This window comes from Chryseobacterium panacisoli (assembly GCF_008274625.1).
GTDB lineage: Bacteria > Bacteroidota > Bacteroidia > Flavobacteriales > Weeksellaceae > Chryseobacterium > Chryseobacterium panacisoli.
On record NZ_VTRU01000003.1, the window covers coordinates 521,415 to 538,108 of the forward strand.

The 16,694-nt window shown below is 37.6% G+C and carries 13 protein-coding genes; 2 read left to right on the top strand and 11 right to left on the bottom strand.

The window, feature by feature from the left end; all coding sequences use genetic code 11:
• Window positions 1-35 precede the first annotated feature (35 nt).
• The 3 genes from FW781_RS15420 to FW781_RS15430 all read right to left on the bottom strand — a co-directional run bounded on the left by FW781_RS15420 (window position 36) and on the right by FW781_RS15430 (window position 2,404).
• Complete coding sequence (locus tag FW781_RS15420) at window positions 36-497, bottom strand: hypothetical protein (RefSeq protein WP_228720209.1); 462 nt, start codon at window positions 495-497, stop codon at window positions 36-38.
• 78 nt (window positions 498-575) lie between these two features.
• On the bottom strand, window positions 576-1,937 hold the full coding sequence (locus FW781_RS15425) for a DUF5458 family protein (protein WP_149388240.1): 1,362 nt from the start codon (window positions 1,935-1,937) through the stop codon (window positions 576-578).
• A gap of 20 nt (window positions 1,938-1,957) precedes the next feature.
• Window positions 1,958-2,404: a type VI secretion system contractile sheath small subunit gene (locus FW781_RS15430; RefSeq protein ID WP_172625737.1), complete on the bottom strand. Its 447-nt coding sequence runs from the start codon at window positions 2,402-2,404 to the stop codon at window positions 1,958-1,960.
• Window positions 2,405-2,757: 353 nt separating this feature from the next.
• Here FW781_RS15430 and FW781_RS15435 point away from each other — a divergent pair, with 353 nt between their 5' ends.
• Window positions 2,758-3,804: a hypothetical protein gene (locus FW781_RS15435; protein ID WP_149388242.1), complete on the top strand. Its 1,047-nt coding sequence runs from the start codon at window positions 2,758-2,760 to the stop codon at window positions 3,802-3,804.
• 65 nt (window positions 3,805-3,869) lie between these two features.
• On the opposite strand, the gene FW781_RS15440 is transcribed toward FW781_RS15435, so the two are convergent.
• The 4 genes from FW781_RS15440 to FW781_RS15455 all read right to left on the bottom strand — a co-directional run bounded on the left by FW781_RS15440 (window position 3,870) and on the right by FW781_RS15455 (window position 13,307).
• Window positions 3,870-5,966 carry a M13 family metallopeptidase gene (locus tag FW781_RS15440; RefSeq protein WP_149388243.1) on the bottom strand — a complete coding sequence of 699 codons (2,097 nt, stop codon included), beginning with the start codon at window positions 5,964-5,966 and terminating at the stop codon, window positions 3,870-3,872.
• A gap of 374 nt (window positions 5,967-6,340) precedes the next feature.
• Window positions 6,341-8,398, bottom strand: a complete 2,058-nt coding sequence (locus FW781_RS15445; protein ID WP_149388244.1) for a M13 family metallopeptidase — start codon at window positions 8,396-8,398, stop codon at window positions 6,341-6,343.
• 172 nt (window positions 8,399-8,570) lie between these two features.
• Window positions 8,571-11,969 (bottom strand): polysaccharide deacetylase family protein, encoded by a 3,399-nt coding sequence (locus FW781_RS15450; protein ID WP_149388245.1) that lies wholly within the window; start codon window positions 11,967-11,969, stop codon window positions 8,571-8,573.
• An 87-nt stretch (window positions 11,970-12,056) separates the two neighbouring features.
• Entirely contained in the window at window positions 12,057-13,307 is a 1,251-nt protein-coding gene (locus FW781_RS15455; protein WP_149388246.1) for a CinA family nicotinamide mononucleotide deamidase-related protein, read from the bottom strand.
• A gap of 114 nt (window positions 13,308-13,421) precedes the next feature.
• On the opposite strand from FW781_RS15455, the gene FW781_RS15460 reads away from it, so the two are divergent.
• A complete protein-coding gene (locus FW781_RS15460) occupies window positions 13,422-13,895 on the top strand; it encodes a DUF7832 domain-containing protein (protein WP_149388247.1) in 474 nt (157 codons plus the stop codon).
• A 45-nt stretch (window positions 13,896-13,940) separates the two neighbouring features.
• Here FW781_RS15460 and FW781_RS15465 read toward each other — a convergent pair whose 3' ends face one another.
• The 4 genes from FW781_RS15465 to FW781_RS15480 form a co-directional block, all read right to left on the bottom strand.
• The gene (locus tag FW781_RS15465) at window positions 13,941-14,483 is read right to left on the bottom strand and encodes a lipocalin family protein (protein WP_149388248.1); all 543 of its coding nucleotides are present in this window, start codon (window positions 14,481-14,483) and stop codon (window positions 13,941-13,943) included.
• Between the two features lie 75 nt (window positions 14,484-14,558).
• Window positions 14,559-15,293, bottom strand: coding sequence for a LytR/AlgR family response regulator transcription factor (locus tag FW781_RS15470; protein ID WP_149388249.1), 735 nt, complete (start codon window positions 15,291-15,293; stop codon window positions 14,559-14,561).
• 90 nt (window positions 15,294-15,383) lie between these two features.
• The gene (locus FW781_RS15475; RefSeq protein WP_149388250.1) at window positions 15,384-15,800 is read right to left on the bottom strand and encodes a DUF6326 family protein; all 417 of its coding nucleotides are present in this window, start codon (window positions 15,798-15,800) and stop codon (window positions 15,384-15,386) included.
• A gap of 10 nt (window positions 15,801-15,810) precedes the next feature.
• Complete coding sequence (locus FW781_RS15480) at window positions 15,811-16,509, bottom strand: DUF4386 domain-containing protein (protein WP_149388251.1); 699 nt, start codon at window positions 16,507-16,509, stop codon at window positions 15,811-15,813.
• Window positions 16,510-16,694: the final 185 nt, after the last annotated feature.

Below are 16,694 nucleotides of genomic sequence, written 5' to 3' on the forward strand. Positions count from 1 at the left end.
GTTTACGAAGTATTTCCATTTGGCAAAGATAAAATTTATTTATCAGCTTTCACAGAATATACAGGAGCTGCTTTTAGCCACTGATAATTAAGGTTTCTGTCTTTCTTTAAAAAACGGTATCCTTCCAGTTTTTTCAGGTAGACATACATAGAATCCGTATTTTTTATCTTTAATTTATATTGGGATAAAAATAACATCGGCATTTCCACGGTGGAATCTCTTACTGTTTTTAATACTTTTCCAGATCTTACTTTGTAAAGGAAGAATGATTTTCCTCGGCCTTTTGAACTGTCTGTCAGCTTTACGTCTGAACTTGCAATTACCAGCTCACTCCCATCAAAACATTCATCCTTACTCATGATATATGCTTTTCCTTCCTGATGCTCATCTGCAAAAAGATCATTTTCGTATTGGCCGGGGCTTTGGTATTTTTTCTCACAGCTTATCAAAAGTACCATCAATATAGCGGGTAAGCTCATGATAAGTTTCTTATTCATATTAAATTTCATAGGTGTTGGTTGAAAAAAAACCGATGTAAAATTGCATCGGTTTTTGTTATATAAAGTACGTTGATGTTACTCCTGAGTATATTCTGCATCCCATTCGTTACCGTCATCTCCTTTGTGTCCGTCAAGTTTAATAACGAAACTCTTTGTAGGGAAATAAGGCGTCATACGGATATCCAGCCATACTCTGTCTTTGTTTACTCTATCCTGCTCAAAACGAACAATTTTGAATTTTTCGATCAACTTGTCCGGTCCTTTGATGTTATCAAGGAAGGTTACGATCTGTCTTCTCAAATCGTCTTCGTTTTTAGCATTCCAGTTTTCAAAAGCTCTTCTGTTCAGGAAGTCAAGAAGTACTTTGGTTACGTAGTCGAATACACGAACTACAGAATACGTCTGAAGACCGATATTGTCTCCTGTAAATAATGTCTTCGCAGAGAAAGCCATAATTTTTCCGTACTCGTTTACCATTGGTACAAGACCCATTTTTTCCAACTGAGAAATTTCACTTTTCTTCAATTCAAATTTTACAGCGTCTACTTCATTGATGTTACCATGCTTTTTACCTGCTGCTACCTGAGACATCAGGGTTTTATGGATTTTTCCTGCTAATGAAGTGGAAGGTGGAAGTTCTACATTTTCTTCTTCTCCTACTTCTTCAGCTTTACCACGTCCTACCAGCCAGTTACACGTCATAATAACGTTACTTCTGTGAAGTTCACCTCCTGTAAGATTGGCTGAGTGGAATAAGTCTACCACGTCATCCGGCTTATCAAGGTTGGCGAAGTCTGTAACCATCATTACCTTGTTTTCGTTACAGATTTTTGCCCATTTCTCGATTACCTTATTGGATCCTAAATATCCTGGTATTGCAAGGATTGAGTAGTTATCTCTAAGGTCAAGACGGTCATAGTAATTTTTAAATTCTTCTGAGATTGCATCAATGAACAAAGGATTGTCCAGATCTGAAACCTGGTCGATGCTTGCGTTTACAATACTTACGTTGTCCACTTTATCCAATTCTGTGTTTTTGTAGAATTGGGCTACTGTTCTGTAGTTGGTTTCCAACATACGAACGGCATCGAGTGTATTTTTTAAGTTTGTCTTTAGGTTTTGGTCGGCCTGTTGTGCTCTACTTTTGCATGTATCGGCCATTTTATCTGCAGATTCGCTACCTTCTAAAAGGTTTACCCAAAGATTGATCTTCTGAAGAAGTTCTTTTCTTTCATCTGCTTTATTACTGTCATTCAGGAAGATTTCTTTTCTTGCCTTTCTTGTTGGGTTCATATTGGCAATACCGTCTACAACGGATTCAACAAAGCCAAATCCTCCCATTTTATTGAGCTCTGCAAGCGGGTTGCCTTTCGGTTGTCCCGAGTGCTGCTGCTGACCCTGCTGCTGGCTTTCTTGTGCCTGTAATTTGCTATCCATGATTTAATGTAAGTCTTTAATTATTTTTCAAGTTCTTGTGCCACTTCTTTCAATACATCTATGAACGCCGCTCTTGTTTGATCGTTCTCCAGCATATTGCGTAGAATTTTATTTGTTTTCAGCTGACGTACGATTTTATTGTACTGCTCCTGCTCCATGCTCAGCTGCTGCAGATAATCTGACTTCTGAGTAAGGCTTTTAGGGGTAAAGTCTCCAAGGTTTTGAAAACGGAATTCTTCTTCTACCATTCCTCCGTCTTCTGTTTCGTGTTGTACCGATATTGAAGGCTGAAAATGTTTGAAAACGTCTTCCACTGTTTTTAATCCTGTTACGATTTCAGGGGTATAAGACTCTTCTGTTGTAAGTTGGCTTACTATCAGTGATTTATTTTCCTGTATTTCCTGAATAGCTTCATTAGCATCTACTTTTACTTCGTTTCCGCCAACACCATAATTAAACATTGCCATATTATTGTTATTTTGAGATTTCTTATTTTGGTTTGGATCTGTCTTTGAGTAATTTACAGATGAATCAAATAAATTACCAATCCAGTGTTTAAATTTAAAAAAAAACTGTAACATAAAAAACTTTACTAAGATTTTTCTTGAACCATCTAAATTTATCTACATTTATTCATCATAAAATCACCATATTACGATATCACTAAGCTATGAAAAAATAAATAAAAAAAATCAAGAAAAAATAAATAAAATTTTTGTTCGCTTTATTCTTATGTAACGTTATCCAATGAATGTTAAAATAAGGATTCCTCAGCTATTACAAAAAATATTCTTTATATTTAATCAAAGTGAACCGTGTCATGAAAGATGTAAAAATAGCGTTTAGAAAACCAATATTTCCAGTTTCAGAAGCATTACAGCAATATTTGGAAAAATATAACAGAACTACCAAGATCAAATTTTTGTATGAAGACCTTCTAAGGTTCAGTGACAGTGTGAGTATTCTGGATAAAGACGGAAAAGATACGTTGTGGCTTGGGGTATTATATCCTGAATTTGAGTTTAAAGAAATAGAGGCCAATTTAAATAAGATTTACACCCTTCTTCATTCTGATGGAGACATTGCTACTTTACCTTATCTGAAAGTGGATACCATTGACTTCTGTACTTTCGGAAACTCTAAACCTTTCCGGATTCGGGTGAGAAATGTACTGAATGATAATTATACTTATTTTTATATTAAACAGGCCGATGCTTCCCGAATATTTGGACTGGAGCTTGAAGATCTGCTTTCTCCCAACCGAATCAACTTTCTGGTGTACAAAAATACTTTGATTGAAGAGCATATTCTGGGAATTCCCGGAGATGTTTTTATTGAGAAACATTTGTTTAACTGTACAGAACTGGAAAAAGCTCAGATTTCCAAGGAGTTTGTAAAATTCAATGAGCGGTGCCTCATCGGACTTCTTGGGGACATGCGTTCTTATAACTATGTTGTGATTCCCATACATGATTTCGACCAGGTTATTTACAGAATCCGTCCCATCGATTTTGATCAGCAAACTTATGAGGGGAATCTGAAAGTCTATCTTCCGCAGTATTTCAAAGAAAACAGTCAAATGGTCACTATGGTCCTGGAAAAATTGAAGCCAAGTTCTATAGAGCAGTACCGTAAGGAAGTACGTTCACAAATCGTAAAAAGAGTGACAAGCAGCCAAAACAGATTCGATGAACTTATTTCTATTATGAAAAAAGACAATATTGCACCGGAAGCCAATGTTACAGAACTAAAGACCGCTTTACAAAAACTCACTTATGATGTCAAATTCAAGTATTGTAAAACAATGGGAGACATTATAGAAACCGGAATAAAATTTGTTCTCCGGAATTATAAGAAAGAATATTAAAAAAGAGAATCCGCCCCAACCAATGTGAGACGGATTCTTTCTTCTCTAACAATTTTCAGGTAAAATTACCAGATTTTTATTCTGTCCTGAGGAGCTTTATATAGTTTGTCTCCCGGTTTGATATCAAATGCTTTGATGAATGAATCCTGATTTACCAGTGGTCCAAAGGCTCTGAACATGCCCGGAGAGTGCGGATCTGTTTTCACCTGGTTGATCATATACTGATCGGTAGCTTTTGTTCTCCACACAGTTGCCCAGCTCATAAAGAATCTCTGATCCTGAGTGAATCCGCTGATTTTTCCTGGATTTCCTTTATCCTTTAAATACATCTGCAGCGCGTCATAAGCCACCGCTACTCCGCCTAAGTCACCGATGTTTTCACCACTTGTAAATTTACCGTTTACAAAGCTTCCCTTTACAGGCTCATAAGCGCTGTACTGAGCTGCCAACTGACCTACTTTTGCATCAAAGTTCTTACGGTCTGTATCACTCCACCAGTTATTAAGGTTACCATCTCCATCGAAACGGGAACCACTGTCATCAAATCCGTGAGAAATTTCGTGTCCGATAACGGCACCAATACCTCCGAAGTTCACTGCTGCATCCGCTTTAGGGTTATAGAAAGGCGGCTGAAGAATTGCTGCAGGGAATACAATTTCATTGTTTGATCCGCTGTAGTACGCATTTACAGTTTGTGGAGACATTCCCCATTCTGTTTTGTCCACAGGTTTTCCTACTTTATCTAAACTTCTCTGATACTGCCATGCAGCTACATTCTGAAGGTTAGAATATAATGTTGCTCCTTCTTTTGGAGATTCTACTTTTAACTGTGTATAATCTTTCCATTTATCAGGGTAAGCAATTTTCACGGTAAATTTGGATAGTTTTTCCTGAGCTTTTACTTTGGTTTCAGGAGACATCCAGTCTATGTTTGCGATGTGGGATTTGAATGATTTTAAAAGGTAATCAATATACGTTTCCATCTGCTTTTTAGCTTCAGGAGTGAAATATTTGTCAACATATAATTTTCCAAAAGCTTCTCCAAGAACACCATTCACAAGGGTAAGCCCTCTTTTGTTCATTGGGCGCTGTTCTTTCTGACCCTGCAAATATTTAGCATAGAAATCAAATCTGATCTGCTCCAGACTGTCATCCAGGTTGCTTGCATTTCCGTTGATGATATGGTATTTCAAATAATCTTTCAGTAAGGGAAGGTTTTTCTGGGTAATGAACTGATCCATATTCTGGTAGTATTTCAGTTCCCCAATGATCACTCTGTCAGTATTTACTCCGGCATCTTTCAAATATTTTGCCAGATCTACATTTTTCACAAGACCTGATAATTCAGATACATTTTTAGGGTTGTATCTTAAATTAGCATCTCTGTTTTGCTCAAGAGTCAATAAATAGTTGGCAAGCTGTTTTTCAAAGTCTACCACATTCTGCGCAGCCTGTGGAGAATTTTTATATCCTAAAACTCCGAATAGCTTTCCAACGTATGCCTGATATTCTGCCAGTGTTTTGGTGTTTGCTTCGTTTACTTTCTGATAATAATCTCTTCCCAATCCCAGATCCGGACCCCCAAGATAAACTGCATTCATGTTGGAATTCTTCATATCAGCGCCCACTCTCCATCCGTAGAAAGAATTGTCTCCTAATTTTGTTGCTTCCAAAAGGTATTTCTGAAGATCATTCAGCGTCTTAATGGCGTCTACTTTGGCAAGATCAGCCTTAATAGGAGCCAGACCTTCTGCATTTCTCTTATTGGTATCCATAAAAGAGGCATACAGATTCTGAATCTTCTGCCCTTCTGATCCGGCTGAATATGATTCTGTAAGGATTTTGTTTAATATATCTAATGAAGCATCATCCACGTTTTCTCTCAAAGCATTGAAAGAGCCCCAGTTTGCTTTATCGGAAGGAATCTGAGTCGTTTTCACCCAATTTCCGTTGACATAGCTAAAAAAGTCATCCTGTGGACGGACACTGGTATCCATATACGATAAATTGATTCCCTCTTCTTTTGCTTCTTCTTTTACCGGTTCAGCCACTTTTGCTGCAGCTTCTGTTTTATTCTCTGTCCCTGCAGTCTTTGCAGCACCACACGAATTAAGAAATACAATACCTGAAAGGGCAAGTATTCCAATATTTAGCTTTTTCATTAAAGATTATTTTTGATTTTACACAAACTTATCAAATATACAAACTTTAATGATATGTGATGAATGATATTTATATATGGGTAAAAAATTGAAGATTTGGATTAAAAATTTAAAGTTTAAGGTTCAAGGTTTGAAGTTTGAAGTTTGAAGTTTGAAGTTTGAAGTTATTATGTATACAACCACCCCGTCAAAAATTCTTTGAATTTTTGACACCCCTCCGAGGGAGGGGAATGATGGAAGCCGTTATTATAAAATTTGCTACCTTCGATTACTTATTACTTATTACTTATTACCTAATCTTTATCACCTATTATCTGCCACCTATCATCTGCTACCTAAAAAAATAACCGCCCATTGCTGAGCGGTTGTTATTTTTACCAGATTTTGATTCTTTCCTCTGGAGTTTTGTATAATTTGTCTCCTTTTTTCACATCGAATGCTTTGTAGAAGGCATCAACGTTGATGAGCGGACCAAAACTTCTGAAGTATCCCGGAGAATGCGGGTCAGTTTTCACCTGATTTACCATATATTTCTCACTAGATAATGTTCTCCAAACGGTTGCCCAGCTTAGGAAGAATCTCTGATCCTGAGAGAATCCACTGATTTTTCCTGGGTTTCCTTTGTCTTTTAAATACATCTGAAGAGCATCATAAGCAATATTTACTCCCCCTAAGTCAGCGATATTTTCACCGTTGGTGAAAGTACCATTTACAAAAGTTCCTTTTACCGGCTCGTATTTGTCATACTGAGAAGCAAGAGCTTTTGTAGCTTTTTCAAAGTTCGCTTTATCTTCCGGAGTCCACCAGTCTACTAAGTTACCATCAGCATCGAACTGTGCTCCTGAATCATCAAATCCGTGGCTCATTTCGTGACCGATAACTGCACCGATACCTCCGAAGTTTACAGCAGCATCAGCTTTAGGGTTAAAGAATGGCGGTTGAAGGATAGCAGCAGGGAATACAATCTCGTTGTTTACCGGGTTGTAATACGCATTTACAGTCTGTGGAGTCATTCCCCATTCTGTTTTATCCACTGGCTTACCAATTTTAGCTAAGTCTTTGTTGTACTGCCATTCACCAATGTTCTGAAGGTTTTTATACAGGTTTCCACCTTTAGCTTCAGAAACGATATTTAATTTTGAATAGTCTTTCCATTTGTCCGGATAAGCAACTTTTACCGTAAACTTATTCAGTTTCTGCATTGCTTTTTCCTTAGTTGTAGAAGACATCCAGGCTAAGTTGTTGATGTGAACTGCGAAGCTCTTCTTTAAATAGTCGATCAATTCTACCATCTGAGCTTTAGCTTCAGCAGGGAAATATTTTTCAACATATAATTTTCCGAAAGCTTCTCCTAGAGACCCGTTGATCAACTCAAAACCTCTTTTGTTAAGAGCTCTTTGCTCCTGTTGTCCTCTAAGGTATTTTCCATAGAAAGCAAATTTCATGTTTCCTAAGTTTTCACTTAAGTAAGAAGCACTTCCGTGGATCATGTGGAATTTCAGATAATCTTTGATTACAGAAAGATTCTGAGCATTCACTAATTTATCGAAGTTTTTATAGAATCCTAATTCACCGATAATTACTTTGTCAGAATTTACTCCAACTTTTTTAAGATATCCTGGAAGATCAATATTTTTTACCAAAGCAGAAAGTTCAGCCATCGTCTTAGGATTGTACTGAAGTGTGTTATCACGGCTCTGCTCATTTGTCAGATAAGTCTGTGCGATGCTTTTTTCATAATTTACGATACCTTTTGCGGCTTCATCAGCATTTTTGTACCCTAATTCTTTCAGCATTGAAGCTACATATTTCTGATATTCAGCAATCGCTTCTGTATTTTTCTCGTTTACTTTCTGATAGTAATCTCTTCCTAAACCTAAAGAAGCATTTCCTAAGTAAACCGCGTTCATTTTAGAATCTTTAAGGTCTGCATCTACTCCCCATCCGTAAAAAACATTTTCTCCTTCTTTCGTTACAGAAGTAAGGTAGTTCTGAAGATCAGCCATATTTTTAATAGCATCAATCTTATTCAGATTTTCCTGGATAGGTTTGATTCCGTCTGCATTTCTCTTCTCCATGTTCATGTAAGTAGCATACAGATCCTGGATTTTTTTACCTTCACTTCCGTCAGCAAATTTATCTTTCAGAAGAGAGTTCAGGATTGTCATGGAATTGTTATCCGTATCCTCAGCCAGTTTGTTGAAACTTCCCCAAGTTGGTTTATCAGATGGAATTTTGGCAGTTTTCATCCAAGTTCCACTCACGTAGTTATAAAAATCATCCTGAGGACGCACCGAAGTGTCCATCAAGCTAAGGTCTAAACCTTTGTCTGTATTGTTCACTGCTATTTTCGCAGCTTTAGCTTGTGCGCTCATAGTAGTTTGAGTGCAGATCCCTGCTATTAAAAACAAAGAAAGCGTTATTTTTTTCATTATGATAACAATTTTTAGAATATGTATGATTTATTTCGTATTTGTTACTTTTTATGAAAACAAATTTAAACAAATAACATTACAGCATGATAATAATTTATAAAAGCTGGAAGCTGGGAGGAGGAAGCTGGAAGTTATAAAATCATACCATAACTTCCAGCTTCCCCACTTCTTAAGAAGTTGCTATCTCTTTTACATTCCCGGTTCTTTTCAGGAATCCCCAGGACTGCATTTCGCCTTTCAATGCTTTTCTTAAACTTTTAAATAAAACAATATACATCAGCCATCTATACCCGAATCTCTGTGGAATAATATACAGCAGATTGATTAATTTTTCGCGCTGCATAATGAATGCCACTAAAGCTAATGAGGCATCCACCAAAAGGAAGATCAGATAATAGGTAAATATTTTATCTCCATTTCCGGACAGGATTCCAAAGAACATAATCACGTCTGCCAATGGTGAGAAAAATGGAATAATGTATTGGAATAATAAAATATTCGGCATTGCCCAAAGTCCCAATCCTTTATATTTGGGGTTAAGGAAAGTCTGTCTCTGCTTCCAGAACATCTGCATGATTCCATAGGTCCAGCGGAAACGCTGTTTTAAAAACTGGCTCGCAGTTTCCGGCGCTTCAGTAACGGCAACCGCTCTGTTTTCATTGGCAACAGTATACCCTGCTTTTAAAATTTTAACGGTAATATCACAATCTTCTGCCAAAGTATCGGATGAATAGCCTCCGGCTTCAATAATAACAGCTCTTTTGAATGCCCCGATTGCTCCCGGAATTACGGTAATCGCATTAATATTTGCATAAGCAAGTCTGTCAAAATTCTGACTTGTCGTATATTCTATAGCCTGCCATCTGGTGAGCCAGTTGACTCTGTTTCCTACTTTCACATTGCCTGCTACGGCTGCAATTTTCTCTTCCGGATTTGAGTTCAGAAATCTTGCAATCAGATATTTTACGGCATCCTGCTGCAGTTTGGTATCAGCATCAATGCACACGACATATTCTGCATCCGTTTGTGATATTCCAAAGTTCAGAGCCGTTGCTTTTCCACCGTTACTTTTTGTGAAAATTTTCAAGCTGGGATGATTCGGAAATGCTTCTATTGCTTTTTCATACGTAGAATCCCTGCTTCCGTCATCTACCATAATAATGTTGAAATTCGGATAGGTCTGCTTCAACAGATTATGAAGGGAAGAAACAATATTCACTTCTTCATTATAAGCAGGCACAATAATGGAAACTTTCGGATAAGATTCCAGGACTGGAAATTCGCCAAGTTTTTTCTCTTTCTTCCTTTCTTTAAAAGCCCAGTACGCCATCAGGAATAGTCTGATCAATCCCAATACAATGAAAATAGTAAACAATGCCACCAGAAAATGGCTTATTCCATAAATTACAGTGGCCAGTACAAGGTTGAGCTGCATGATATAATATGACTTTGTTTTCGGAACTTCAGGCATCAGTTCGCTTCTGGTTTTATGCAGAATACTGGTGAGGTTGGTAAAATGATAGCCCTGTTTCTGAAGTGTCGGAATCAGGATTTTTAAAGCTTTTACAGTTTCTTCTCTGGTATCTCCGCCCGCATCATGAAGAAGGATGATATTTCCTCTCTGTAGTTTGAGCCCGGCCATTACACGTTTTACAATTTCATCTGATTTTATTCCCGGCTGCCAGTCTTCAGGATCAATATTTTCCCCAATATCCAGATAGTTCTGCTGTCTTGCCAATGCTACCGGAATAATCTCTTCTGAAGTAGTAGGCTCAGAGTCCGCATTATACGGAGCTCTGAACAGAATTGTACTGTGCCCTGTCACGCATTCTATCAGTAATCTTGTCAGTTTCAGCTCTAGCAAAGCCCTTTCCGGACTTACTTTCGCGACATTTTCATGGGTGAAGGTGTGATTTCCGATCTCGTGTCCTTCTCTGTAAATTCTTTTAACGAGCGGAAGGTTTTTTTCTGCATTTAATCCTACCAAAAAGAATGCTGCCGGAACATGGTATTTGGACAGTACGTCTAATATCTGAGGGGTATATGTTTCGTCCGGACCGTCATCAAAAGTAAGCACCAGTTCTTTTTGGGGAGCACCTCCATATTTTTTTACTTCGTAAGAACTTGGATAGGTAATGTAGTTTTCGTCTGTGATAATTTTTTCTTTAGGATCAATTTCCAGTGCGATTTTTCCATCATGAGGAGTATTCAGAACATCCAATACTTCCCCATCACCAATATAATCCACCATGGTCTGTCCTTTTACATTTTCCAGGGTTTTTAAATTCAGTTTGGAAAGGCCGGCAAACGTGAGGTCTTTATCATAGAAATTCCAGACTCTGCTGTCTTCACTTCCCAGTCTCCAAAGTGCTGTTCCTGCCAATGGATATTCTGAGGAAAAGCGCATCGTATTGAAAATAGAAGCCGCATCATTGAAAAACACTGTGTGGGTGAGATTTTTAGAATCGGTATAGGAATAGTTTAAATTAAAAGTATTGTCATTAAAATCAATTATTGCTTTACTGGCACTGGCTTTGGTAATGGCCTGCATATAGGTAACAGAAGTGTTGTCATCTTTATTGGAACTCCAATCATAACCATACGCTCCCAAGCCCAGAATGATTTTTTGCGGAGAGGTTTGTTTTACGATTTTTCCGGTCTGTTCTTCGATCCATTTTTGAGAAGAAACGGGTCCTGCATCACTTCCCGCAGAATATTCATCGTAAGCCATCAGTACAAAATAATCTACATAGGGATTCAATCTCGGGATGTTGTAATCATCATTATCTGTCATGATATCCATTGTCACCAGCAGCTGGTTTTTTCTGAAAGTTTCTGAAAGCTCTTTCATAAAGGCAATCAGGTTTTCATCAGAATCCAGGTTCATATCCTCAAAGTCAATATTAATTCCTTTGAAATGATATTTTTTACACTGCTGGGTAATTTTTTGGATCAGATGTGATCTTTTCTGCGGATCATTAAGAACTTTTACCAGTCCTTCTGAATGGAATTCCTGATCAGAGTTGTTGCTCAGCATCGGCATTGCGGCAACTCCGGTTCTTTTAATCACCTTGTACCCTTCCGGATCCACATTGGTTTTCAGATCTCCAGTTTTCGGATCAAGGAAAAACCATTCCGGGAAAACCAGGTTAACGTGTCTGATATTTCGTTTCAGAGACATCAGAGACTGAGGATCCCATGCTACATAGAATGCAGACCGGATTCCACCTGGAAACTGAGCCCAGTTTCTGTTCTGATTTTGATATCTTTCTGCTCTTGCCTTCTGAATTTTGTCGAGATTGGTATGGATTGTCTTTTCTGAGATAAAGCTTCTGAAACCTTTATATTCTTTGGAAATTTTATTCTCCTGAAGATAGGGTTTACTGGCAGTAATTACAGCTTTATAATCTTCTTTAAAAGGAATTTTAGGACTTCTGTCCAGGGTCATCATCAGCCCCAAAGCAAGCAAAAGCAGTATTCCTAAAAAGATAAAAATACGGCTTCCCCACTGTACACTTTTCCAGCGTTTCTTGCTGTTGGTCTGAAAAATCTGTTTGGAATTTTCCACGATTTTGAAATTTATTGAATGGCTCTCAAAAAGTGTGAAAAACTCTACTGAAATTAATTAAAAAAAAATTAAAAAGAAGAAAGATATCTAACTGTTAATAAGTAAACTTACAAGATCCTGAATCACCTTTTGGGAAACGAAATTCATAAAGTCTACTCTTTCCAGATGCGGCATGTATAATTTAAAGGTTTCTGCTTTGTCATTAATCCTTATCGTATAGTAAACCGTTCCTATATCTTTACCGTCTTCTCCTTTCCCCGGGCCGGCCACGCCGGTTGTAGAAAGAGAAATATGGGTTTCAAATAATTTCTGACAGCCTTTTGCCATTTCCTGAGCTACCTCTTCACTTACCACAGTAAACTGATCTACGGTTTCTTTAGAGACATTTAAAATTTTAATCTTTTTCTCTGTGGCATAAGGTACTATTCCGCCAAGGAAATATTTTGAACTGCCGGAAACTGAAGTGATCATTTTTGCAAGTTCACCTCCGGTACAGCTTTCTGCGGTGGAAATCGTCAGATTTCTTTCGGTAAGCATTTCTGCAAGTATATTTTCTATTTTATCCTCAGATACAGCGATTACGTGGCCTTCTACTAAAGGAAGTAATTTCTGAATTTCTTCTTCTGTTCTTTGTTTCAGCTGTTCTTCATTCTCACCGGAAGCCGTCAGACGAAGTTTCACACGGGTTCCTACCGGAAGATAAGACAGTGCAATATTTTCCGGAAGCGCCAGTTCCCAGTCTTCAATGGTATCTGCAAGGATACTCTCAGGAATTCCGACTACGGAAACAATCCTGGTATGGATATAATGAAGGCTGAACCTTTGCTGTAGATAGGGAATAATCTGGTCTTTGATAAGTGGTTTTACCTCGTAAGGAACACCGGGAAGGCTGTAACACAGTTTTTCATCCAGCTCCATCATCATGCACGGAGCTGTACCATAATGATTCTGAAAAACAATAGATTTTGTTGGGACAAAAGCCTGTTCTTTATTTCTTTCAAGAATATCTGCCCTTCCTCTTCTCTCCATATATCCTTTAAGGTGATTGAATGTCACCTCATCCAGAGCAATTTCATCATTAAAATACTCTGCAAGTGCCTTTTTGGTTTTATCATCTCTGGTAGGTCCAAGTCCTCCTGTTGTAATGACTAAATCACCAGTTTCAAAAGCAACATTCAAAGCCTCTTTAATGGTTTCAATTTCGTCTGAGATGGTAAGAATCTGAGTAACTTTTATTCCTATGTTTTTAAGTTCGGTCGCAATAAAGTTAGAATTAGTATCTACCGTATTTCCAGAAAGGATTTCGTCACCGATGGTGATCAGAACAGCTTTTTCCATATGTTTTTTGTTGAAAAAAATTCTCTGCAAATGACGGAAAATTCTGTGGCTGGAGCAATATAAATTGATTTTTTCTATTTTTGAAGGAAATATTTAAAACTACAATTAAGAATTATGTCTAAATATGATGATGCTTCATGGCATTATGGTGGTGATTTTCCTGAGGGTCTTCCTCAGAAAAACGGAGCAACGCATACAGGAATGTTCCTGAACTGGTGCATTCAGAATAATCTGATTTCTGATGAACTGAAAGAAGATGGCGAAGAGGAAATTGAAAAATTAAAACGCAGAGAAATCACGGGTGCAGAATTCATTATGGATTCCTGCGACGGCAAATTTTCTGAATATGACCTGAATGAGCTGGGAAATCTTTTTGCAAAGGACTATTATGCAGATGATACCGATTTCGGAAACAGATACAGCTCATTTGCTGATGATTATGTGAATATTTTTGATGCGAAAGCAGAGGAAAGTGACTACGAATACGAAACCTTCTACCACATTGAGGACACCTACGAAAACTATGACCTGATGAAACTGGTTATTGATCACCGTTTTGAGGAATGGAAAGAGTATATTAATAACTAAAGAGCGAAAGGGCAAATTTGCACATCATTTTGCCCTTTTACTTTTTTACTGATTATGTTTTACCCAGATCAGTTCATCGGTATTATAGCCGATTTTTTTTGCTTTCTGAAGGAAACGCTGGCGGATGCTTTCAGGAATGTTAGGAGTACGGGAAAGAATCCATAAATATTTTAAACTGCTTCCAGCCACCAGAGCATATTGATAGTCTTCATCAATATCTATAACGTTATAACCGGCCCAGATGGGTTTAAAAAATGAAACTTTCAGACGGGCTTCTTTCGGATCTTTTACAAATTTTGCTTCCCCGATAGATTCGTTCCATACTTTTTTAACGTAATCGTATCCTTTATTTCTTACCTGAACTGTTCCATCCGGATTCAATGAATATTCTGCAGTGACATTATCCATATTTTTTTCGAACCTGTAATCAAAACGGGCTATCTCGTACCATCTGCCAAGGTATTTTTTAAGATCAAAATTCTTTACCGCAGTGGCACCTCTGGGAATTCTTACAGAATATGAGTTGAAAATAATAAGCCCCAATGCTCCCAACGAAACGGGAAGTATAATTTTATGAATGGTTTTCATGACGGGAATATTTTTGTGTGGTTCTTATAAAAACGTCAAAAATAATGCCTTAAAGCTGTTAAGGAACAATAAATTCTATGAAAATACTTTCAGAAAATTATCTTTAAAACTTCCTGAAACCTCAATTTCTGTGTTGTCAGACAGCATTACCGTTCCGCTTTTATGGTAGGATTTCACAAACCCTGTATTGATAATATGGGAACGGTGAACTCTCACAAACGGGTTTTCCAGCAGGTCATCGAAATGTTTTAAAAAGCGGCACACCATCTTCTTTGAACCATCGGTAAGATAGACCTGTGTAAAATTTCCATCTGCCTGAAGTCTTACGATGTCCTCTGTCTTTACAACATCAAATCCCTGCAGGGTAGGAAGAATCAGCTGCTGTTTTTCAGGTTTTAATTTCAGGTTTTCAAGCAGAATCTTATTCCGGTTGAGCTCTTCTTTTTTCTCAAGACTTTCTACTACTTTATTCACCGCAAGAATCAGCTCCTGAATATCAATAGGTTTTAAAATATAATAACTTGCCGATTTGTTTAAAGCCTGTAATGAATACTGTGAAAATGCAGTAATGAAAATGGTTTCGTAGGAAAATTCTTTGGTAGCTTCCAATACGTCAAAGGCATTTCCAAAAGGCATTTCTACATCCAGGAATACCAGCTGAGGCTGCTGTTCAGCAATCAACGGGACCGCTTCTTTAATATTTTCAGCTTCGCCAAGAATCTCCACCTGCGGACAGTATTTGGTAAGATAGCTTCGTAAAACTTCTCTTGCTATGAGTTCATCGTCTACAATTACGGCTTTTATTTTCATTACATCAGATTTTAGGTGGCAGGTAATAGATTCCAGATGCAAATTAGGAATATTTAACCAACTCTACAATCTGCGCATATAACTTCCATGCTATTCTTTTTTCCAGTTCCAGGCATATTTAACGATCAATATTGTGATTACGCATTCTACCATTGCCAGAAAAGTATAAAACAAGTACCAGTCCGAGAAGGAAGTAATACCAATAAACAGCATAACCAGCGTGAAAAATATACCAAAGATGATGTTAAGTATCCTGTTTGTTATCGGTTTTAGTACCAGAGAAAGAAATACCATCACAGCAGGAATAGCCAGCACCACTGAAGCAAGAAATAATTTCGGCGGGGAATCTAATAAATTGGTTCCCTCCACAAGTCCACGGGTTTTCCCCGGAGTATAAAGCTCGAAATAATCACCGTATAAATAGCACAGCGTCACCGACGTCCAAAGGCCAGCCAATATGATCTTTGTATTAACTTTAATATCTTCAAATTTTGTAGAATTGTTCATGGCTTATATTTTAATTTTGATTTACTTTTTTATTTCGTATTCCAACCAACAGCAGCCACAAACAGGTTCCTATTTCTCCTATTGTTGCCGGTAACGTGATATAATTTGATAGGGTATAGTCTGAAAAATGAGAAAAAACAGTTCTTCCAAAAACGTTGAGCAGATATCCAAAACAACCCATCATTAAGAAAATTCCTAAAATCTTGGGTAAAAAACCAGATTTACAGACCAAATATCCAAAAGGGAGAAGCCATAATCCCCAAAAGACCTGTGCCATTAAAAGTCCTTTGTTATAATTGCTCAGCAGGAGCATCATCTGGGCTTGAAGCTGCTTTACATCGAATACTTTCAAATAATTGGCGCCTTCAATTATGGTAAGCACTGAAAATTTGCTTTGGAGATTGATGAATGAAATGGGTACACTGATAAGGGCAAGAATAACCATCATTTTTGCATAGGTTCCATTTACCTCTTTCAACAGTTGATAGAGTGCTAAAGGGAGTAAAGTAAAAGCACTATAGCAGATCATACTGCCGGCAATACTCAGTCTGAACAATTGTACTGAGGAAGAAATATTTTGAAAAGTCAATGCAGGATTTTCCCAGACGATCAGCTTAGATGGAACGTACATTAAACTGAAAAATCCGGTTAGCACAACAACGAGATAAAGAAATCCCGCGAGTCTGGCTGTTTTTCTGTGGGTATTCATTTTGGGTTATGTTTTTGTCTATTAAGACAATTTCTGTTTCAAAATGGTTACAGAATTTTTCAGGTGGCGGGTAACAGATATAAGTTAAGAGGTATTAGAAACACAAAATCCCCGGGTGTTTGCAGGACTTTGAGACAACTTAATGCATTCTCAAATTGGAAGAAAAAATAGAGTAAATCAATCTG

Excerpts from the sequence above, each read along its gene's own strand:
- FW781_RS15420 (WP_228720209.1), bottom strand. The coding sequence starts at position 497 with ATGAATAAGAAACTTATCATGAGCTTACCCGCTATATTGATGGTACTT.
- FW781_RS15425 (WP_149388240.1), bottom strand. The coding sequence starts at position 1,937 with ATGGATAGCAAATTACAGGCACAAGAAAGCCAGCAGCAGGGTCAGCAG.
- FW781_RS15430 (WP_172625737.1), bottom strand. The coding sequence starts at position 2,404 with ATGGCAATGTTTAATTATGGTGTTGGCGGAAACGAAGTAAAAGTAGAT.
- FW781_RS15435 (WP_149388242.1), top strand. The coding sequence starts at position 2,758 with ATGAAAGATGTAAAAATAGCGTTTAGAAAACCAATATTTCCAGTTTCA.
- FW781_RS15440 (WP_149388243.1), bottom strand. The coding sequence starts at position 5,966 with ATGAAAAAGCTAAATATTGGAATACTTGCCCTTTCAGGTATTGTATTT.
- FW781_RS15445 (WP_149388244.1), bottom strand. The coding sequence starts at position 8,398 with ATGAAAAAAATAACGCTTTCTTTGTTTTTAATAGCAGGGATCTGCACT.
- FW781_RS15455 (WP_149388246.1), bottom strand. The coding sequence starts at position 13,307 with ATGGAAAAAGCTGTTCTGATCACCATCGGTGACGAAATCCTTTCTGGA.
- FW781_RS15460 (WP_149388247.1), top strand. The coding sequence starts at position 13,422 with ATGTCTAAATATGATGATGCTTCATGGCATTATGGTGGTGATTTTCCT.
- FW781_RS15465 (WP_149388248.1), bottom strand. The coding sequence starts at position 14,483 with ATGAAAACCATTCATAAAATTATACTTCCCGTTTCGTTGGGAGCATTG.
- FW781_RS15470 (WP_149388249.1), bottom strand. The coding sequence starts at position 15,293 with ATGAAAATAAAAGCCGTAATTGTAGACGATGAACTCATAGCAAGAGAA.
- FW781_RS15475 (WP_149388250.1), bottom strand. The coding sequence starts at position 15,800 with ATGAACAATTCTACAAAATTTGAAGATATTAAAGTTAATACAAAGATC.
- FW781_RS15480 (WP_149388251.1), bottom strand. The coding sequence starts at position 16,509 with ATGAATACCCACAGAAAAACAGCCAGACTCGCGGGATTTCTTTATCTC.